The sequence below is a fragment of the Bradyrhizobium ganzhouense genome (assembly GCF_049949285.1).
GTDB classification, from domain to species: Bacteria; Pseudomonadota; Alphaproteobacteria; order Rhizobiales; family Xanthobacteraceae; genus Bradyrhizobium; species Bradyrhizobium ganzhouense.
Genome location: NZ_CP181318.1, coordinates 2,242,131 through 2,261,997, shown reverse-complemented (window position 1 = coordinate 2,261,997; position 19,867 = coordinate 2,242,131). Strand labels below are relative to the sequence as shown.

General features: G+C 62.9%; 20 protein-coding genes and 1 tRNA gene. 6 read left to right on the top strand and 15 right to left on the bottom strand.

Translation table 11 applies throughout. The features are described from left to right. Positions 1–16: 16 nt before the first annotated feature. Positions 17–982, bottom strand: coding sequence for a TAXI family TRAP transporter solute-binding subunit (locus ACLFLU_RS10350; RefSeq protein ID WP_426412086.1), 966 nt, complete (start codon positions 980–982; stop codon positions 17–19). 106 nt (positions 983–1,088) lie between these two features. Here ACLFLU_RS10350 and ACLFLU_RS10345 point away from each other — a divergent pair, with 106 nt between their 5' ends. From ACLFLU_RS10345 to ACLFLU_RS10335, 3 genes are all read left to right on the top strand, one after another. Next, a complete protein-coding gene (locus tag ACLFLU_RS10345) occupies positions 1,089–2,063 on the top strand; it encodes a Bug family tripartite tricarboxylate transporter substrate binding protein (protein ID WP_426412085.1) in 975 nt (324 codons plus the stop codon). A gap of 347 nt (positions 2,064–2,410) precedes the next feature. Then, positions 2,411–2,486, top strand: a tRNA-Ile gene (locus tag ACLFLU_RS10340). Positions 2,487–2,812: 326 nt separating this feature from the next. After that, positions 2,813–3,490: an RraA family protein gene (locus ACLFLU_RS10335; RefSeq protein WP_426412084.1), complete on the top strand. Its 678-nt coding sequence runs from the start codon at positions 2,813–2,815 to the stop codon at positions 3,488–3,490. 19 nt (positions 3,491–3,509) lie between these two features. Here the strand turns inward: ACLFLU_RS10335 and ACLFLU_RS10330 are convergent, their stop codons facing one another. From ACLFLU_RS10330 to ACLFLU_RS10300, 7 genes are all read right to left on the bottom strand, one after another. Next, complete coding sequence (locus ACLFLU_RS10330; protein ID WP_426412083.1) at positions 3,510–4,469, bottom strand: amidohydrolase family protein; 960 nt, start codon at positions 4,467–4,469, stop codon at positions 3,510–3,512. Then, a complete protein-coding gene (locus ACLFLU_RS10325; RefSeq protein ID WP_426412082.1) occupies positions 4,466–5,788 on the bottom strand; it encodes an MFS transporter in 1,323 nt (440 codons plus the stop codon). The genes ACLFLU_RS10330 and ACLFLU_RS10325 overlap by 4 nt, the downstream gene beginning before the upstream one ends. 25 nt (positions 5,789–5,813) lie before the next feature. Beyond that, entirely contained in the window at positions 5,814–6,728 is a 915-nt protein-coding gene (locus ACLFLU_RS10320; protein WP_426412081.1) for a DUF1932 domain-containing protein, read from the bottom strand. Positions 6,729–6,730: 2 nt separating this feature from the next. Further along, a complete protein-coding gene (locus ACLFLU_RS10315; protein ID WP_426412080.1) occupies positions 6,731–8,095 on the bottom strand; it encodes an MFS transporter in 1,365 nt (454 codons plus the stop codon). Between the two features lie 211 nt (positions 8,096–8,306). Continuing rightward, complete coding sequence (locus ACLFLU_RS10310) at positions 8,307–9,230, bottom strand: SMP-30/gluconolactonase/LRE family protein (RefSeq protein WP_426412079.1); 924 nt, start codon at positions 9,228–9,230, stop codon at positions 8,307–8,309. Next, the gene (locus ACLFLU_RS10305; protein ID WP_426412078.1) at positions 9,227–10,150 is read right to left on the bottom strand and encodes an amidohydrolase family protein; all 924 of its coding nucleotides are present in this window, start codon (positions 10,148–10,150) and stop codon (positions 9,227–9,229) included. The genes ACLFLU_RS10310 and ACLFLU_RS10305 overlap by 4 nt, the downstream gene beginning before the upstream one ends. 121 nt (positions 10,151–10,271) lie before the next feature. Continuing rightward, positions 10,272–11,024, bottom strand: a complete 753-nt coding sequence (locus ACLFLU_RS10300) for an IclR family transcriptional regulator (protein ID WP_426412077.1) — start codon at positions 11,022–11,024, stop codon at positions 10,272–10,274. A gap of 140 nt (positions 11,025–11,164) precedes the next feature. Between ACLFLU_RS10300 and ACLFLU_RS10295 the strand changes: the two genes are divergently transcribed. Then, positions 11,165–11,911 carry an SDR family oxidoreductase gene (locus tag ACLFLU_RS10295; protein ID WP_426412076.1) on the top strand — a complete coding sequence of 249 codons (747 nt, stop codon included), beginning with the start codon at positions 11,165–11,167 and terminating at the stop codon, positions 11,909–11,911. 187 nt (positions 11,912–12,098) lie between these two features. Further along, complete coding sequence (locus tag ACLFLU_RS10290) at positions 12,099–12,227, top strand: hypothetical protein (RefSeq protein ID WP_256374932.1); 129 nt, start codon at positions 12,099–12,101, stop codon at positions 12,225–12,227. A 33-nt stretch (positions 12,228–12,260) separates the two neighbouring features. Here ACLFLU_RS10290 and ACLFLU_RS10285 read toward each other — a convergent pair whose 3' ends face one another. Together ACLFLU_RS10285 and ACLFLU_RS10280 are read right to left on the bottom strand one after the other, a co-directional pair. Then, positions 12,261–13,151 carry a sigma-70 family RNA polymerase sigma factor gene (locus ACLFLU_RS10285; RefSeq protein ID WP_426412075.1) on the bottom strand — a complete coding sequence of 297 codons (891 nt, stop codon included), beginning with the start codon at positions 13,149–13,151 and terminating at the stop codon, positions 12,261–12,263. Between the two features lie 20 nt (positions 13,152–13,171). Continuing rightward, entirely contained in the window at positions 13,172–13,480 is a 309-nt protein-coding gene (locus ACLFLU_RS10280) for a hypothetical protein (protein ID WP_426412074.1), read from the bottom strand. 222 nt (positions 13,481–13,702) lie between these two features. Here ACLFLU_RS10280 and ACLFLU_RS10275 point away from each other — a divergent pair, with 222 nt between their 5' ends. After that, the gene (locus ACLFLU_RS10275) at positions 13,703–15,109 is read left to right on the top strand and encodes a DHA2 family efflux MFS transporter permease subunit (protein ID WP_426412073.1); all 1,407 of its coding nucleotides are present in this window, start codon (positions 13,703–13,705) and stop codon (positions 15,107–15,109) included. Positions 15,110–15,267: 158 nt separating this feature from the next. Here ACLFLU_RS10275 and ACLFLU_RS10270 read toward each other — a convergent pair whose 3' ends face one another. Genes ACLFLU_RS10270 through ACLFLU_RS10250 form a run of 5 tightly spaced genes read right to left on the bottom strand, consistent with a single transcriptional unit; the run spans position 15,268 to position 19,846 of the window. Next, complete coding sequence (locus ACLFLU_RS10270; RefSeq protein ID WP_426412072.1) at positions 15,268–15,954, bottom strand: ABC transporter ATP-binding protein; 687 nt, start codon at positions 15,952–15,954, stop codon at positions 15,268–15,270. Then, complete coding sequence (locus tag ACLFLU_RS10265; RefSeq protein WP_426412071.1) at positions 15,951–16,685, bottom strand: ATP-binding cassette domain-containing protein; 735 nt, start codon at positions 16,683–16,685, stop codon at positions 15,951–15,953. Before ACLFLU_RS10265 ends, ACLFLU_RS10270 begins: the two co-directional genes overlap by 4 nt. Next, complete coding sequence (locus tag ACLFLU_RS10260) at positions 16,682–17,731, bottom strand: ABC transporter permease subunit (protein ID WP_426412070.1); 1,050 nt, start codon at positions 17,729–17,731, stop codon at positions 16,682–16,684. Before ACLFLU_RS10260 ends, ACLFLU_RS10265 begins: the two co-directional genes overlap by 4 nt. After that, entirely contained in the window at positions 17,731–18,597 is an 867-nt protein-coding gene (locus ACLFLU_RS10255; protein ID WP_426412069.1) for an ABC transporter permease subunit, read from the bottom strand. The genes ACLFLU_RS10260 and ACLFLU_RS10255 overlap by 1 nt, the downstream gene beginning before the upstream one ends. Positions 18,598–18,610: 13 nt before the next feature. Next, a complete protein-coding gene (locus tag ACLFLU_RS10250) occupies positions 18,611–19,846 on the bottom strand; it encodes an ABC transporter substrate-binding protein (RefSeq protein ID WP_426412068.1) in 1,236 nt (411 codons plus the stop codon). Between the last annotated feature and the right edge of the window lie 21 nt (positions 19,847–19,867).

Below are 19,867 nucleotides of genomic sequence, written 5' to 3'. Positions count from 1 at the left end.
TCGCTTCTAGCGACCGTCATTTCACCACGCCGATCTCACGAAAGTATTTCATCGCGCCCGGATGAATCAGCTCCGGCTTCGGCGCCGTGGCGACAGTGTTCGCCGCGGTAGTCTCGCAGGCTTGCGCGAGCTTCTTGCAGAAATCCGCTTCGGCGCCATGTAGCGTCTTGGCGAGACGATAGGCGACATCGTCGGGCAGATCCTCGCGCGTCAGCACAAAGCTCCAGGAGCCGAGCGAGGCGATCGGTTCGGATTGTTTGGGATAGGAGCCGGCCGGCACGGTCAGGGGTTTAAGGAACGCATGCTTGGCGCGGATGCGCGTGATCTCTTCGGCAGTCGGCGCGATGAAGCGCGCACCTGATGCGCTCGATGCGACCGCTGCAAAGCCGGGCCAGCCGATGCCGGCGCCCCAGAGTGCGGCGACGCGGCCATCCTCGACCATTGCGGGCCCGTCGCCGGCGCGGTCGAGATAGATCGCCTTGAAATCCTCGTCCTGCTTCAAGCCAAGGCCATCGAGCACGTAGCGCGCCAGGATCGGCAGACCCGAGCCTTTGGCGCCGAACGCAACCGGCTGACCGACGAGATCATGAATCGTCTTGTAGGGACTGTCCGCCCGCACCACGAACATGCCGGGGTTGGAATAGATCGCGGTCAAAATCTTCAGCGCTACCTTCGCACGGCCGATGCCCGCAAACGCCTCATAGGCCGGCTCGCCCGCAACCAGCGCGAGATCGAGCTCGCCCTTCTCCAGCAGCGGAATGTTCTCGTTGCTGCCCTTGGTGTTGCGCGGGGCGATGGTGAGCGTGCTATCTGCCGCATTCATCACTTCCGCGAAGGCGTTGCCATAGAGCGGGAAGCCGCCGCCGGGCGTCGCGGTACCCAGGCTGATTGTCGTGGTCGAAATGGCGTTGCCTCCGGTTTGAGCAGCAGCGGGGCTCAACAGCAGCGCCGCGCCGAGAAGGATACTGATTGCGGATTTCATGGTCGTTCCGGCTGCGCCTGCGTCAACATCGACTTGAGGCGATGTAGGCAGCGGGCGGTTTTTGTGAAAGCATGCCCGCAACGACAATAGAACAATGGGAGGCGTCATGTTGCGAATTTTGCGGTGCGCTGTTTTCGGGCTGGTTTTTCTGATCGGTCTTTTCACCGCCTCCCCTCCCGCCTCCGCCGCCTACCCCGACCGCCCCGTGCACTGGATGATCGGCTTCGCCGCCGGCGGCCCGGTCGACATCGTGGCGCGCATCATGGCGCAGGCGCTCTCGGATCGCCTCGGGCAGCAATTCATCGTCGAGAACCGCGCCGGCTCCGGCGGCAACATCGCCGCTGGTGCTGCGATCAATTCGCCGGCCGACGGCTACACGTTGTTGTTCGTCGCGCCCAATAACGCGATCTCGACCTCGCTCTACAAGAAGCTGCCGTTCGACTTCTTGCGGGATACCGTCCCGGTCGCGAGCATCATGCAGCTCACCAACATGCTGGTCGTCTCCAATGCGATGCCGGTGAAGACGGTTCAGGAGTTCATCGACTATTGCAAGGCCAACCCCGGCAAGATCTCGTTCGCCTCGTCCGGCAACGGCACCTCGGTGCACATGTCGGCGGAGCTGTTCAAGGCGATGACCAAGTGCGACATGGTGCACGTGCCCTATCGCGGATCGGCGATCGCCTTCCCCGACATCATCTCCAACAAGGTGCAGCTGATCTTCGACAACCTCCCCTCCGCGCTCGAGCAGTCGCGCGGCGGCAATGTCCGCGCACTTGGCGTGACCTCGCCGCAGCGCTGGCCCGCGGTGCCTGACGTGCCCGCGATCGCCGAAACCGTGCCGGGCTTCGAATCGGTCGGCTTCTACGGCATCTCCGCGCCGAAGGGCACGCCAAGCGAGATCGTCGAGATCCTCAACAAGGCAGTGGCCGACGCGCTGAAGGACCCGAAGGTCAGCGCGCGGCTGACCGAGAACGGCGGCATCCCCAAGCCGATGACGCCGGCCGAGTTCGGCAAGCTCGTCGCGGACGAGACCGACAAGTGGCGCAAGGTCGTGGAGTTCGCCGGGGTCTCGGTGGACTGAACGGGCGACCTGCCACGGGCAGAGCGCTCGCGAGCAAAGCGTGTTGAGGGGACCGGCCGGTCCCCTTGCAACAAGAATCGCAAAAACAACCCCATGCACAGTAGAAAAGACAGGCGATTTCAGCGAGTTACTGGCGCGGAAGCGCGCACCACCCCAAAAGACATTTGACACGTCGGGCAAAACAGTGGCATAAGCCCATCATCGCGAAATTCGGTTATTCGGAATACCCTCGGCAATGCAGCGCCGGCGCTCCGGTCCGCCAGCCCCGGCATTGCACCCCCGCCTCCGGCCCTGTAAACGAACCGCGCACCGTTGCCGGCCGCACTTCCCGCGGCCGCCTCGCGGCGGGGCCTGTAGCTCAATGGTTAGAGCCGGCCGCTCATAACGGTCTGGTTGCAGGTTCGAGTCCTGCCGGGCCCACCACGCTTCGCCCTTCGGGCTCCGCGTGGCGCAGCCAAGCAGGAACCCGAAGGGCGAAGTGTGTCCGGCATAGCTGGAGCGCAGCGGAAGCGACGACGGACTGTTGCAGCGAGCTTCGGCTAGGCAAGCCAGCGCCATAGGTCAAAAGCGAAGCGAGTGAAGGCGGCCGCGCCGAAGCCCAAGGGGCGAAGGCGGGCGCCGGGCCATCCGCGAGAAACGCCTCGCTGCGTTGCTCTTGACCAGGAGCCCGAACGGTTCCTCTCATCACGCGCATTGCGAAAAATGAAACGTCGTTCTATAAATTTTCTGATCAATTGGGAGGCAAGCCGATGGCTGTCGGATTCAGAATCTTGAAGCGCAAAAGGAAGATCGGCGCCGATGTCGTCGAGCGTTTTGCTCGCTTGCCTGTCGCCAATGTCAGCGACAGCATGTCGCGTCTGACGGCGGGCGGCGCGCGGCTACGTCCGATGCACGAGCGCGGCGGGCTCGCGGGCCCTGCGCTGACGGTCAAGACGGCTCCGGGCGACAATCTCATGGTCCACAAGGCGATTGCGCTGGCCGAGCCCGGCGACATCATCGTCGTCGATGCCGGCGGCGACCTGACCAATGCCATTACCGGCGAGATGATGTTGATGCAGATGGTCAAGCGCGGCGTGGCTGGCCTGGTCATCAACGGCGCGATCCGCGACGCCGGCTTTATCCGCAGCCAGACATTTCCGGTTTTCGCGGCTGGGGTGACGCACCGCGGCCCTTACAAGAACGGACCCGGCGAAATCAACGTTCCGATCGCGATCGACGGGATGGTGATCGAGCCCGGCGACCTCATCATCGGCGATGATGACGGCCTGCTCTGCGTGCCGCTCGATCAGACTGACGCTGTGTTCAAGGCGGCAACAGCGAAGTTCGAGGCCGAGCAGAAGCAGATGGCCAATATCGAGGCCGGCACCCACGATGCCTCCTGGGTGGACAAGCAATTGCGCGAGTTGAAGTGCGAAGGCGTCGACTGAGGCGCCTTCCGGCCGGTGGCTAGAAGCCGAACAATTCGGTGGGATTGTCGACCAGGATACGCCGGCGCGTCACTTCGTCCGGCACCCAGTCTGCGAGGAGATCGAGCAACAGGGCATCATCCGGCTTGGTGCTGCGCTGGGTCGGATGCGGCCAGTCCGTCCCCCACAAGATGCGCTCCGGCGCTGTCTTCACGTAAGCACGCGCAACTTCGCTGGAGTCGGCATAGGGCGGACCGAGCTTGCTGTCCTCATAGGGCTCAGTGACCTTCACCCAAATGCGGCCCGCATCCAGCAACCGGCGTACCGCGGCGAACGCGGGATGCTTGACGCCGTCGGGCTGGGGAATGCGTCCGAGGTGATCGATGACAACCTTGGTCGGAAGCAACCGGATGACTTTCTCATGGGTGACGATCTGATCGCCTGTCATCAGGATCTGCACGTGCCAGCCGAATGAGTCTACGCGCCCTGCGAGCGTGGTCAGCATCTCCGGTGTGGTCGTTCCCCAGGTCTGGGGAGACACGAAATTGACGCGGATGGCACGGACGCCTGCATCCGTGAGCGTGCGTAGCTCTGCATCCTTGACGTTGGTGTCGACGACGGCAACGCCGCGCGCGGCGGAGCCCAGTTGGCCGAGCGCGTCGACCAGACATCGGTTGTCGATGCCATAGGTCGACGGCTGCACCACCACGCTTCGCACGGTGCCGAGCCGGTGCTGCAACAATCGATAGTCCGCGACCGTAGCCCCAAGGGTCGAGCCCTGGCGCCAATGCGGCGACACGGGAAACCTGTCGTCGTAGATATGATGATGGCAGTCGCACGCACCCGCGGGCGCATTCAGACGCGGCGGGGCGGACCCGGTGCTGTTGGGCACTGCCTGCTCAACCCCGCCCGCCCAGGCGCCCGTGCTCGCGGCCAGCATGCCGGCAAGAACACCGCGCCGCGTGATCGCTTGCTTCGAACCCTTGCCTTGCGCGCTCATGGTTTCACCGCGACCAAGTCGGACGCGCGCGCGGCCTTGCGGCCAAGCACAAGGACACAGACTGCGGCCACCGCGCAAAGCAGCGCAAGCGGCAACATCCCAAGCACGAAGCTGCCCGTCCGTTCCTTGACGAGCCCGACTACGTTCACCATCAAGCCGCCGCCGATCAGATTGGAGATCGCGTTGATGCCCGCGAGACCGGCCGCGAGCGTGCTCGTCGAGAGCCAGCTTGCCGACAGCGCCCAGAACGGCCCCTTGAAGGCATAGGCGCCGACAAGGCAGAACGTCACCATGACGATGGTCGGCGCGACCGCTGTCCCCGTCAGGCCCAATGCCGTGAAGCCGCCGGCGGCAAACAGAAGCGGAATGGCCGTGTGCCAGCGGCGCTCGCCGGTCTTGTCCGAATGACGCCCCCACAGGACCATCAGTACGGTCGCGATGCCGTAGGGGATCGCATTGACGAAGCCGGTCTGCAGGTTCGAGAGGCCGAACGACTTCAACAGCTGCGGTTGCCAGACCGACAGCACACTGCCGGTGGCGGAGGCGCCGGAGCAGACCAGGGCCATGACGAGGAAATGCCTGTTGGTGGCGAGCTGCCAGAGCGTGAGGTGTCCGACCGGCTTGCGCGCGGCCGCATCAGCTTGCATGCGTCCCGTCAACCAATCCCGCTGATCTCTCGTCAACCACGTCGCCTCAGCCGGCTTGTCCGTGAGAACGAACAGACACGCAAAGCCAAGCAGGACGGTCGGCAATCCTTCCAGGATGAACAGCCACTGCCAGCCGCGCAGGCCAAGCGCGCCGTCGAGCTCGAGCAAGCCGACCGAGAGCGGCGACCCCAGAAATGTCGCAAGCGGGATCGAGACCGTGAACGTCGCCAGGATACGCGCGCGATACCCAGACGGCAGCCAGTAGGTCAGATAGAGGATTGCACCCGGAAAGAAGCCGGCTTCCGCCGCACCCAGGATGAAGCGCATCGCATACAGCGAGTACGGCCCCACGACGAATGCCATGCACGCCGTGACCAGCCCCCAGGTGATCATGATCCGGGCGATCCACCGCCTCGCGCCGAACTTCTGCAGCGCCAGATTGCTAGGCACTTCCACCAGGAAATACGAGACGAAAAACAGACTGGCGGCAAAGCCGAACATCGCCGGCGTGAGCCCCAGCTCTTTGTTCATCTGCAGCGCTGCGAAGCCGACGTTGACGCGATCGAGCAACGCAAAGAAGTAGCAGATCATCAGGAACGGCACGAGGCGCAGGATGACCCTGCGCATCGTCACCTTCTCTATCGGATCGATGTCCGTTCGAGCGGCCGTCACATTTCTCTCCCTTTTGTTGTTGGTTTTATTCGGCCGCTTTCACCGTGGCCTGCATCCTGGTCGCGATCGCATCGATGGCGATCTTGTAGTTTTCCGGAACGACGCCCTTGAAATGCTCTTTCAGGCCCAGGCTGTCCTTCCAGCGCAGCCGCGCCGCCGTGGCGCGCGCCATCAGCGGCTCGATGCCGGCATCTTCGACCGCCTCCGCGGCCATCTCGACCTCCTCGGTGCGGCGCTTGGCATGGATGACGCCCGAGGGCGTCAGGCTCTCGACGGTGTCCATGAACGGGCGCGTCAGCGTCTTCGACGCCGACGCCAACACGGTCTCGTCCAGGTCGTAGGACCGCGCGGCCAGCAACGTCTCGTCGATCAGCGCCTCGATGCCCTTGATCAGGACGGACCTGAGGATCTTGATGCCCGAAGCCGTGCCAAGCTTCTCGCCGGCGAATTCGATGCTCATGCCCCAGGGCACGAGCAGGTTGACGACGCGCGGCCCGGCAGGACCGCTCGACATCATGTGCATCGCATAGCCGTGCTTCGGCGTGCCCATGATGGAGCCATCACCGAGCGCGGCGCCCGTTTTGGCGAGCCGATCGGCGACACCGTATTTCACCTTTGGCGTGGCGGAGGCAAAGTCCAGGAAAGTGTGCCGGCCATCGAGCACCGGTGCAAACGCCGCTGCGCTTTCGAGCGACCTCGAGCCCGGCGTGACGCTAAAGATCAGCTCCGCGGCATCGGCCAACTCCTGATTGGACTTGACCAGCGTGACGCCTGCCGCCCTGGCGCGGCCCTGGATCAGATCGGCGTACGGACCGTCGAAGGCGTATTTGTCGTAGCAGAAGACCTGCTGCAGGCCGGCCTCGCGCAGTCCCTTGCCCAGCGTGCTGCCGATCTCGCCGTAGCCGACCAGACCGAGACGAAACTGCTGTCGTTCGCTCATTGCTAAATTCCTTTCGAGAGGGTTGCGATCGGGCGCGCGCGGCGGTCAGCCGCTGCGGCCTGTCGCTGCAGACTGGCACCAACCACCCGGATCAGGATGGCAGCCAAAGCAAGACATGCGGCGACCGAGATCAGCGCCCAGGAGAAGCTGTCGGTCGACTGCTTGATCACGCCAATGAGATAAGGGCCGACGAAGCCGCCGAGATTGCCGATCGAGACGATCATCGCCAGGCCGCCGGCGGCCGCGCTGCCGGTCAGGAAGCTCGACGGGATCGGCCAGAAGGTGGACTGGTAACACATGATCCCGATCACGGCGCCGCAGAGCGCGACGATCGAGATCAGCGCGGACGACGTCGCATAGCCGCAGACGATCAGCGACGCCGCGCCCACGAGCAGGCCGGAGGCGACGAACCAGCTCCGTTCACCGCCTCTGTCCGACAGGCGCGCCCACAGCATCATCGTGATGGCACCGCAGATATAGGGAATGGCGGCGATGAAGCCGACGGCAACGACACCAAAGCCGAGGCCCTTGATGATCTGCGGCATCCACAGCCCAAGGCCGACGGAGCCGATGATGGCGCAGAAATTGACGACAGCGCAAACCATGACACGCCAATTGAGGAAGGCATCCTTGAGCCGCGAGGAATGCTTTGCAGCAATGGCCTCGCGTTCCGAAGTGAGCACCTTGGCGAGCCAAATCCGCTCTTCCGGGCTCAACCATCCGGCCTGCTCGGGCCTGTCGGTGAGCGTGAAGAAGCACGCGACCCCAAGCAGGATGGCCGGCAGACCTTCGAGCAGCAGGAGCCACTGCCAACCATGCAAGCCGCCCACGCCGTCGAGGGTGAGCAGCGAACTCGAGATCGGCGCACCAATGATGTTCGCGATCGGGATGCCGAGCAGGAATGCCGCTGTCGCCGTGCCGCGAACGCGCGCCGGAAACCAGTATGTAAAATAGAGGAAGACGCCGGGCGTGAAGCCGGCTTCACCGAGTCCGAGCAGGAAGCGCATGGCGCCGAAACTCGCAGGGCCGGCCACGAAGGCCGTGGCGGCCGAGATCAGGCCCCAGGTGATCAGGATGCGGGCGATCCATTTGCGGGCGCCGATTGCCTGCAAGGCGAGGTTGCTCGGCACTTCCGCCAGGAAATAGCCAAAGAAGAACAGCCCGGCACTCCAGCCGAACTCGGACGGCGAGATGCCGAGGTCGTGGTTCATCGTCAGGCTGGCGATGCCGACGTTCACCCGATCGAGATAGGCGACGATGTAGCAGAGCAGCAGAAACGGCACGATCCGCCACAGGACCTTCGAGAGGATCTTCTGCTCTTCGGGTGTGAAGCTTGCCTCGGCTGACGCGGCAGCGGCGCTTGCCATTGGGTTCCTCCGGGGGCCGGTGTTTCCCGGTCATGGCGCGGCTTAGCAAAAATAGAACGCCGTTGCAATTTATTTTGAAACGTCGTTTCATTTTATGGGGGCGCGATGAAGTGCCTGCGCCGCCCGATTGGACCTGTTCCCAAGGAAAATGGGGTGCCGGCCAGCGATTACGGCGGCCCGCGCACCGGCTCTGGCCCCGCCTGCCGGACGGCTAGTCCGCGTGCGAAAACATCGCCAGGCCCGGCGTATCGAGCTCGGCCCGAAGCAAAGTTCCGGTGCGGCTCTCGGTGATGAAGAGGCTTTTTCGCGATGGTCCGCCAAAGGCGAGATTGGTCGTCCCCACGCCCGCGCAGGAGACGATGCGATCAAGCGGCTCGGCCAGTGGCGACAACCGCCACACCGAACCAAAGCCGGTGTGGCAGACCAGGAGATTGCCGCCGTCGTCCAGCGCCAGTCCATCGGGCCCGCCGGGACCGCCATGCAAATGCGAGAAGATGCCGACCTTCGTGGTCAGGCCGCTCGCTGGCAATGGCACGCGCCAGATCTGGTTCGCCCGCGTCACCGCGACGAGCAAGAAACTTTCCACGGGGTCGACGACGATGCCGTTCGGGCTCGGGATCGTGTTGATCAGGCAGGTGAGCCGGCCATCCGGCGTGAGCTTCCAGACCCGCCCCGTGGGATCGTGCATCCCGGTCTGGCCCTGATCAGTGAAATACAAACTACCCGAGGGCGCGAAGACCAGATCGTTCACGCCCTTGAAACTCTCACTCGCGGCCGTCTCCAGGAACGGCGTCACGTTGCCGCTGGACGAATCCAGCAGCATGATCCCGCGTTTGTAGTCGCTGATGAAGATGCGGCCGTCGCGGTGAATCTTCAGCCCGTTCGGCCATCCATCATATTCGGACACCAGCTCCCACGCGCCGTCAGCGCTGATACGGAAAATGCGTCCATAGGGAATGTCGGTGACGTACAGCCGCCCCTGCCGATCGAAGGAGGGCCCTTCGAGGAAACAGTCAATCTCGCGTCCGTCCTGATTGGCATCCGCCCAGGTGGTACGGCGCGGCTTGCGGAATTGATCCGGAAGTCGCGTGAAGATGCTGGTTTCGATCCGACGAGGCGGGTTGAAGAACGTCATGGGGTGACCTTTGGGACGACCTTTGCAAAACTGTAGAGCTCAACGGGGTTGTCGACGAGGATGCGCTTGAAGGTGGCGGCGTCTCCAGCGCATTGCGCGAAGAGATCGAACAGGCGCGCGTCGTCCGGCTTATAGTCCTTCTCCGAGGGATGCGGCCAGTCGCTACCCCAGACCAATCGCTCAGGCGCAGCCTTGACGCATTCCGTCGCGACCGCGCCGGCATCGGCATAATCGGGCGCGCCTTGCTTGCTCGACACATAAGGACCGGACAGCTTCACCCAGGTCTTGCCGCGGTCGAGCAAGCCGCGGACGATCTTGTAAGGCGCGCTCTCCAGACCGGCCGGCTGCGGTATCTGAGCCAGATGGTCAAAGACGAGGCGCCCGGGCAGCGACGCCAGCAGGTCCGCATTGTCCTCGATCTGCTTGGGACGCATGTTGATCTGGCAGTGCCAGCCGAGATCGGCCAGCCTCGGGGCGAGCGACTTGAGAGAGTCCAATGTCAGCGCGCCCGGAAAGCCGAGATTGAAGCGGACACCGCGGACACCCTGTTCGTCGAGCTGTCGCAGATCGGCATCCGATACGTCCTCGGGCACCACCGCGATCACGCGGAAATTCTCAGCACCAAGCGCGTGTCGTGATGCGATCTGGAGTCGGTTGTCGGTGCCATAGGTGGACGGCTGGATGATCACGCCCCGCGTCGTGCCAATCCGGCGCTGCAGGGCGCGATAGTCTTCGGGCAAGGCGTCATCGGGCAGCAACGTCGCGCCCTTCATGACCGGGTAGGTCTTGTCATAGGTGTGGAAATGGCAATCGGTCGCGCCCGGCGGCACAACGAAGCGCGGCTTCTCCGAGCCGCTCGACCAGCGCACCTGCTGCGCCGTCGCAAGATGGGGAAGAACGGATGCAGCGAGTCCAGCCAAGACCGTCCTCCGCGTTGTCGAAGCTGATGCCACGACGTCTATCCTCCCCATACCTTGTTATGAGGAGGCTTATAAGCCGCGCCGGTTAGCCCGACAAGCCAAAATGAAACGATGTTTCGTTTTACGCAGATGCGCCGGCCGGCCGTTTGCGGGAACTCCTTCCGGCACCGGACGGCGGGTTTCCTCCGCATGCCACCGTGAGCTTGTTCGCAGCCTCGACGAGCGGGCCCTTGATTTGCTCTGCCCGCGCTGGCGTCAGCCGGCTTACGGGTCCGGAGATGGCCAGCGCTCCGACCAGGGTTTCACCAATGCCGAAGACGGGCATGGCAAGAGCGGCTGCATGAGGATCCGTGATCCCGGAGGTGAACAGCGGCAATTCGTCATCCGGTCTAGGTGGTCCGGACTCGTATCGCCGCAGCGTTTGCGCAATGGCGGACTTGTCCATCGGACGGGTATCCCCCGGCTGCACGGTCATCCGGATCCGATTGGTGGTCTCAACCCTGAAAAGACACAGCCTGTCTTCGCCGTTCCGAACATAGAAGGAGGTCGTCTCGCCGGTTTTTGCCGTGAGTTGCTCAAGCACGGGCATGACATGATCGGACAGGCGAAACGCCTGCTGATAGGCAGTCCCGAGGCGCAAGGTTTCCGCATCAAGCCGATAAGAGCCGTCCGGCAGGCGCGCGAGCAACCGATATTGTTGCAACGACAACGCAAGCCGCAGGATCGTGCTCTTGACCAGACCGGTCCGCTCCGCCAGTTCGGCGAGGCTCAAGGCGCCATCTCCCCGGCGGAACGCGGTCAATACCGCGAGTGCCCGTTCGGCTGCTGATACGCCCTTGAGTGCGGGTGGCTTCTTCACGGTCTGCTTTGCCATCTCAAATCCTCGTCACCGCCATGTCCTACGGCATTCCGGGCGCAGGTAGAAGGGCTGCGCTGTTCTGCCGGCCCCATTGCGCGCACCCAGGAAGCCCCCATTTGTCAGCCCAGACCACCCCCCAACTCAGGACCCCCATCATGGCCAAGCTCGACGGCAAGATCGCTCTCATCAGCGGAGGCACCACCGGCATCGGCGCTGAGACCGCCAGGCTCTTTCAATCGCAGGGCGCGACGGTGGTCGTCACCGGCTCCAGCGAACGCTCGGTGGACGCCGCCAAGGCGGCGTTGCCGGGGATCGAGGTGCTGCTCTCGGACGCCGGCAACGTGGCGGCCACTCAGGTGCTGGTCGACCAGGTCAAGGCCAGGCACGGCCGCATCGACGTGCTGTTCGTCAACGCCGGCATCGCCAAGTTCGCACCAATCGCGCAGGTCGATGAGGCGCTTTACGACAGCCAGTTCAACATCAATGTGAAGGGCGCGTTCTTCCTGATCAAGCATGCCATTCCGATCATTCCGGACGGTGGCGCGATCATTCTGACCGCTTCGGTGGCGGGCGCGAACGGCGGCCTGGGAGGCAGCACCATCTACGGCTCGACCAAGGCGGCGCTGCGTTCGTTCGGTCGCACCATCGCCAAGGAGCTGATACCGCGCGGCATCCGGGTCAACACCATCAGCCCGGGCCCGATCATCACCCCGATCCTCGACAAAGGCGGCCTCACCCCCGCCCAGAAAGACAACTTCATCGAAGGCGCCAAGACGCGCATCCCGCTTGGCCGCACCGGCACGGTCGCGGAAGTGGCCGCGGCTGCCCTCTATCTTGCTGCCGACGCCACCTACACCACCGGCGCCGAACTGTTCGTCGACGGCGGCCTGATCGACCTGTAGGGTCTTTTGCGAAGGTGCGATGTGGCGCTCTCGCCGGACTGGCGAGGGATCATGATCGCACGGCGAGAGCCATGTCCGCTCCGATGGAATCGGAACGGAGACGGCTCCAGCTCTTGCTTTGACGCGTTTTCTTGACGCGAACCGGCATCCACTTCGCTCGAAAACGCTTTAGCGGCAGGAGACTTCCATGGTCAGTGAAAAAGGCCCGAACATCAAGAAGAAGCAGAAATGCAAAAATTGCGAGGGCAAAGGTTTGCTCAAGAAGGGCGACAAGGTGGTGAAGTGCCAGCGCTGCAAGGGCACGGGGGTGCGGTAAAGTCGAGTTGATGAACTCTGATGGAGGGCGAGCTCACCCTCCATCCACCACGCACTCCGCACCATCGATGACGTAGGCCGCGTGACGAAAATCCCTGATGGTGGCGAGCTTGTCGGCGGACCAGTTCAGCAGCACGAAATATTTCGGCGGCCCGTTCGGCTCGTTCGGATCGAACACCAGGATGGCGGGGCGTCCATCGACCTGCCCCGTCACCAGGTGCCAGTCGCTGATCTTCGAATAATTGCCGAAGTATTTCGACACCTCGGCCTTGCCGTTCAGCCTGGTGCGGTTGACGAGCTCGAGCCTGACGTCGTCGGCGATCATGGCGCGGATCGCATCGAAGTCGCGGGCATTGAAATGGCCGACATAGGCGTTGAGCCGCGCGCGATCGGCTTCCGACAAGCCCGGCTGCGGCACATCGTCGGGCTCCCCGGCGAACTCACGCAGCTGGGTGCGCCCGCGATGCAGCGCGGCCTTCACCGCCGGCATGCTGAAATCCATGATGTCGCAGACCTCGGCCAGCGAGCAGCCGAGCACGTCCATCAGGATCACGCTGGACCGCTGCGCCACCGGCAGCCGCATGAAGGTGCGCAGGCTGGTCGCGGCGATCTGGCGGCTTTCCACATCATCGAGCTGGCCGGCGATCATGTCCACCTCCTCAGCCGAATGCAGCGCCTCCTGCCGGTTGCGGCGACGCAGGAAATCCAGCGCGGTGTTGTGCGCGATGCGGAACAGCCAACCTTGCGGATTGACGACGGGCGCGACCGATGGCAGCGCCCCCATCGCCTTGATCAGCGCATCCTGCAGCACGTCCTCGCCGTCGATGACCGAGCCGACCATGCGGGCGCAATAGCGATGCAGCTTCGGCCGCATCCGCGCCAGCAGGGCCTCGATATCGACACTAGCCAGTGGGTCTGGCGCCATGGCTGCTCCGCTTCGCCTGGTCAGGACTGGTCCAGCATACGGTAATTGCCGACGATCCTCACGTCACGCACCAGCGGCGGCTCGGCGCAGCGGTCGCGGATGCCGTCCTGGAACACCTGAAACGCCCTAAGCTTCGGAATCGGGCTCGAGCCGTCCTCGGCCGTGGCCTCGACAAGATGGACGAAGGTGTCGTCCTCCAGCCGCAGGGTCAGATAGCGCACGCCGTCCGGCCCCGCCGCCTTCAACTCCGCAAATACGGCCGCAACCAGCTCGGCGTTCTTGTCGGCCAGCTCCGGCTTGGCCTTGTACCTGATCAACGTCCTTCTCATCGCGCGCTCCTTAAGCTGATGTTGCGACCCGGTTGCTCATCACGCGCCATCATCCACTTTAGCATGACGTGCAATGGCCGCGTCACCCCCAAGGACGTTCACCGGCCGCCAAAGGATTCGGCCCGCAAAAGATTATTTCCGGGCGCATCCTTTGGCCCGCAGGCCTCGTCTCACCCGTAGAACGCGCCGCGACAGGGCGGCGCGACACACGGAGACAGGGCAATGCAGACCCCGACCAATCGCGCCGCGCAGAACTGGGTGCTCGGCGTCACCGCGCTGGCATCCTTCATGATGGCGCTGGACGCCATGATCATCACGACGGCATTCGCGGCGATCCGCGCCGATTTCGGCAGCCCGGTCGAGACGCTGCAATGGACCGTCAACGCCTTCAACCTGATCTTCGCAGTGCTGCTGCTGACCGGCGCCGCGCTCGGCGACCGCTTCGGCCGCCGCCGCATGTTCGCGGCCGGGATCGCCCTGTTCGTCGCGGCATCGGCGGCCTGTGCACTCGCCGGCAATGTCGCCGCGCTGATCGCCGCCCGCGCACTGCAGGGCGCCGGCGCCGCGCTGGTGATGCCGCTGGCGATGGCGATCCTGAGCGGCACGTTCGGCCGCGAGGAGCGCGCCCGCGCGCTCGGCATTTTCAGCAGCATCACCGGCTGCGCGCTGATCATCGGCCCCGCCATCGGCGGTTTCATCACCGAACATTTTGGCTGGCGCTGGGTGTTCTGGATCAACCTGCCGATCGGCCTGATCGCGATCGCCCTGGTGCTGGCACGGTTGCGCGAAAGCTTCGGACCGTCTGCCGCATTGGACATCCCCGGACTATTGCTCGTGGCGCTTGCGGCGCTGGCGCTGGTCTGGAGCCTGTTGCGGGGCAACGCCGTGGGGTGGGCGAGCGCCGAGGTCATGGCCACGCTGATGTCCGGCCTGGTGCTTGCCGCCGCCTTCGTGCTCTGGGAATTGCGCGCGGCCGCGCCGATGGTGCCGATGCGGCTGTTCGCGTCGCGGGCGCTTGCCGCCGGCATTTCTGCAAGCGTCCTGTTCTACGCTGCGATGTATGGCGTCCTGTTCATGCTGCCGCAGTTCCTCCAGACCACGCTGGGCTTCGACGCCTTCAGCGCCGGACTTCGCCTGCTGCCCTGGACGGCGACGCTGTTCGTCACCGCCCCGATCGCAGGCGCGGTCGTCAACAGGCTCGGCGAGCGGCCTCTGGTGGTGACGGGATTGCTGATGCAGGCGATCGGCCTCGGCTGGATCGCGGAGATCGCCAGTCCCACAATTGCCTACTCGGCCCTGGTCGCGCCGCTGGTGCTGGCCGGCGTCGGCGTCTCGATGGCGATGCCGGCCGCGCAGAACGCCGTCCTGGGCTCGGTCGCAGTGGTCGAAATGGGCAAGGCGTCCGGCATCTTCAACATGGGCCGCTTCCTCGGCGGCATGTTCGGCATTGCCGCGCTGGTGGCGACCTTCTCGGCCCACGGCGGGGCCTATTCGGCCGCGCATTTCGACAGCGGATTTGCCGCGGCGATGAGCCTTGCTGCAACGCTGTCGCTGGGCGGCGCCATCGCGGGGTTTTTCCTGCCGGCACGGCGACGGACCGTCGTCGCAGCCGCGCCGCAAGATGCGTGACGCTGACAACGCGCCCGCCGCTTCCGAATTGTTCTCGAACTACAGCATGCCGCAAGGCGTTGTCAGGTCGATGAGGCGCTTTTACGACAGCCAGTTCAACATCGTAGATTCGACGGGATCGTCGCGTGAAAAGGTCCACAATCGGGCCCACGATGAGATCAGTGGAACGTGTCGTGGGCGAGCAATTCTGCGGCAGTCATTTCGCGTGCAATCAATCCCTTCTGCATGAGCAGCACACGTTTCGACAGGGCTGCGAGAAACTCTCGCTTCTGTTCGACGACAATCATCGCCAGCTTTTTCTCGCTGATCAGATTCTGTAGCGTTTCGGCAATCTCCTCGTTGATGGAAGGTTGAATACCTTCCGTCGGCTCATCCAGCATCATTAATTTGGGGCGCCCGCAAAGACAGCGAGCAAGCGCGAGAAGCTGTTGCTCGCCGCCGGAAAGCAGTCCGCCCGTTCGTTCGAGCAACATCTTGAGACGCGGGAAATGTTCGAGAACTTCTTCAATGACATGGCGCCCGTCCTCGCCTGAAAGCGCGGCTCCCATCCTCAGATTCTCCAGCACCGTCAAGGCAGGAAAGATTTGCCGTCCCTGCGGAACGAGCCCCAACCCCTTCCTTGCCCTCACATGCGTTGCTGCCGGCGTGACGTCCTCGCCCATGAACTTGATGGATCCCGCAGTTGCCGGGAGGTAACCCAAAATGGTCTTCAGCAAGCTCGTCTTGCCCATGCCGTTGGGACCCCAAAGTCCGACGCACTCTCCTTCAGCAACGAACATGTCGATATGATGCAACACCGGGATGCGTCCGTAACTCGCCCTTACACTTTTGAGCTCGAGGATCATGCCGCCTGCCCCATCTGCTTTCCGAGATAGATCTCGCGGACCCTCTCGTCCGACAAGACCCTGTTGACGTCATTTTCGATCAGGACCTCTCCGCGGTTGAAGACGGTCACGGTCTTGGCGATGCGCTTGATGAACTCCATGTCGTGCTCAACAACGATCATTGCGGATGAGCGATTGATGCGCTTGATCAACTCCGCCGTCTTCTCCATGTCATGGCCGGTCATGCCTGCTGCCGGCTCATCCAGTAGGATCAGCCTCGGCCGCTGGGCGACCACAACTCCGAGCTCGACCCATTGCCGCTCGCCATGTGAGAGCTTTGCTGCGTCGGTCTTGGCGTACTCACCGAGCCCGATCTCTTCCGTGATAACGCGCTCCGCAATGCGATTGGCTTCTGCACGGCCATGATTTCGTCTTGCGGAGAGCCAAATGTTCTCATGAACGCTGAGATTGTCGAACAGGCTCGGGATTTGCGTCTTGATGCCGACTCCGAGCTTTGCGATCTGATGGGTCTGCAGTCCCGCGATCGAGCGGCCGCCAATACTCACCGTTCCAAGCGTCGGCGCATGCACACCGGTCAGCAGTCGGAAGAATGTGGTCTTCCCGGCGCCGTTGGGACCGATCAGGCATCGCAACTCGCCGTCGCCGAGCGAAAAGTTGACATGGTTGACCGCTTTCAGGCCGCCGAAATGAATTGACAGACCGCGCGTTTCGACCAGCGGTGCATTGGTCATGCTCTCACCTCGCTGTTCGCCGATTCCATGCTGACTGGGGCTGCTCCAGGCTGCCGGGCGGGCAAACGACTGCGGAGAAAACGAGCGATCGCCGGAACGATGCCCTGCGGCAGGACGAGCACGACAACCACCAGGATGCCACCGAGGATCAGATTGTTGTTGACAGTGTTCAGGCTGGCCAGGGAGTTGGTCAGCCATTGTATCAGCACGCAGCCAATCACAGGACCGGCAAGCGTGCCCACCCCGCCCACGACCACCCAGATAATGATCTGCACCGACTGCCCGAGTGCAAAGACGGCCGGACTGGCAAAGCCGCCCCAATTGGCAAACAGACAGCCAGCCAATCCGGCGATTGCTCCACCGAGCACGAACGTAGCAAGCTTGTACTTGCGCGCGTCGTAGCCCAGCAGTTCGGCACGAACCTCGTTCTCTCTGATCGCGACGACGATGCGCCCGAAGTCGCTGCTGATGAGCAACCGCAGACCTATGTAGACCAGCGTCAAGGCCGTAACGCTGAGCGAGAAGAATTGAGAGGTCGACAGGGTCCAGTCCGGGAAGCCCGGAACGTTGAGCGAAGGAATGGAAGGAATTCCGTTAAACCCGCCCAACGGCACATCACCGATTCTGTACTGGGGTCCGGCTGTCGAGCTGGCGAGATTGAAAAAGATCAAGGTTACGGTGAGCGTGATTGCACCGAGATACACGTCGCTGATCCGGCCATAGAACAGGAAATAACCCAGCGCCGCGGCGAACAACGCGGGAATGATCATCGACAGAACGAGGGCGATCGTCGTCTCGCCGAGATTCATTGCCGCAATGGCATAAGTATAGGCGCCCAGTCCGAAGAATACGGCGTGACCGAAGGACAAGATGCCGCCATAGCCCCAGATGAATGCCAGCGACAGCGCCAGTATGGAAAGAATCGCATAGATCGTCAGCTGCAGGAGCGAATACTCGTCGTAGACGATGGGAAAGATTATCATCGCTGACACTGCTGCGATCGCGGCAGCCGCAATGGGCCAGTAGTTCCGGGAGGCAATCATCATTACATCCGTCCTTTGAAGAAGCGGCCGGTGATCCCGTGAGGAAGCAGCCGCAGCAGGATCATCGCTGACAGGAGAAGCGCGACTTCACCAAGGACCGGCGTGGTCGCGAAGCTCGCTAGTTGATTCACGGTTGCGAAAATGCTGGAAGCGGAAAGCGTTCCGACGAGCACCGTCGACCCGCCGCCGATCACGGTGATAAACGCCTTTGCGACAAAGGCCGCTCCGATCGACGGCACCACTCCGGTAATCGGCGCGAGCACACCACCGGCGAGACCCGCCAGAGCGGAACCGATGCCAAATGTCGCCGCGTAGACCCTCGAGGGATCGACTCCAAGAGCCGACGCCATGTCTGCATTCTGCATCGTGGCCCGGGCTGTCAGGCCGAACTTCGACCACTTGAACAGCAGGTAGAGCGCCAGAATCACCGTCAGCGCTACCGCGATGATGAAGAACTTGTACGCGCTCACGCTGACTTGCCCGATATCGACGGATCCGAGCGGCGAAGATATTCCGGCCGTCGTGTTGCCGAAGATGGTCGTCACCAATCCAACGAAGAGCAAAGAAAGTCCCCACGTCGCCAGCATCGTGTCGATGACACGTCCATAGAGACGCCGGATGACGAAGCGCTCGACGACCAGGCCGATCACGCCGACGACCAAAGGTGCGATCACAAGGATCGAAACCCAGATGTTGATGCCGCTTTTGGTGGCCGTGATCGTGGCATATCCGCCCATCATCAAGAACTCGCCGTGAGCGAGATTGATGACCTTCATCATGCCGAAAACGACCGCCAGCCCGATGGAAATAAGCACCAGGCTGGCGATTCCGCTCACGACCTCAAGGCCTACTGCAATGAGGTAGTCCATGAAACTCGCTCGCTTAGATCTTGATGACGAACTGCTGGTTTTCGTTGGGGCTCTTGATCAGGTCGCAGACGGAAGATGTGTCGAGCGGCGCCCTCTGAGGCCAGGTCTCGCGAATCGACCACTTCTTGTCTTTTACTTCGCCGAGACGGATATCCATGGTGCAGTGGTGGGTTGCGGGATCGATCGAGATCCGGCCGGTTGGTCCGTCGAGCGAAATGCCGCCCTCCAGCGCCTCAAGCACTTTTGCCCGGTCGAGGGTCCCGGCCTTGGCGACGCCCTTGGCCCACAGGTGCATGCCCTGATAGGTCGCGACGGCCAGCTCGGTGATATAGGGATAACCTTCGCCGAAGCGCTTCGCCCATGCGCCCGTGAATGTCTTGTTGGCGGGATTGTCGATCGACGGAAAGTAATTTCCGGAAACGAGGATGCCATCCGATTCCGGCGCGTTCAGGACGATATGCTCCTGGCCGTGACTGAAGGTGCTCGACGCCATCGGGATCTTGCCCTTCATGCCGGCGGCTGCCCACTGCCGATAGAAGGAGACATGCGCCCCGCCGACCAGCGCCGAAAAGACGAAGTCGGGATTGGCCGCCTGTATCTTCTGGACGGTCGTGCCGAACTCGGTGACATCGAGAGGGAAATAGTCGATCGAAAGGACGCTCCCGCCGTTCTCGAGCGCGTATTTCTTCACCCACTGCGAGACGATCTGGCCATAGTTGTAATCGGCAGCGACGATGTAAATCTTCTTGCCCCAGCGGCCCATGATGTCCGGAACCGCTGTGGCAAGGTTCTGGGCGGGCGTCTGTCCAGTGCAGAACGTGTTGCGATCGCAAACCCCACCTTCGTACTGCGTGTTGTAGAAGTAGAGGGTGTTCGTCTTGCGCATGATCGGACGAATGACCTCCCGCGATGCGGACGTGATGCCGCCATGCAGCACGGCGACCTTGTCGCGCAGGGCAAGCTCCTGCGCGAGCTGGGCGTATTGCTGCATCGAGGATTGCGGATCTTTCGTAACGATCTTGATGGGCCGTCCGAGCAGGCCACCTGCTGCATTGATTTCCTCGGCGGCAAAAATCATCGCATCCTGCATTGGCTTGCCGTACGCATCGAGGCCTCCGGAAAGATCATGGATGCTCCCGACGAGGATATCGGTAGCCGCCTGCGCGTTGCTGATCAGGCCCGGCGATAGCGCGATCGCAGCCGATGAGGCTGCTGCCGCCTTCAGGAAATCTCTTCTCTGCATGCTCACTTGGTTCTCCCTCCGTTGTAA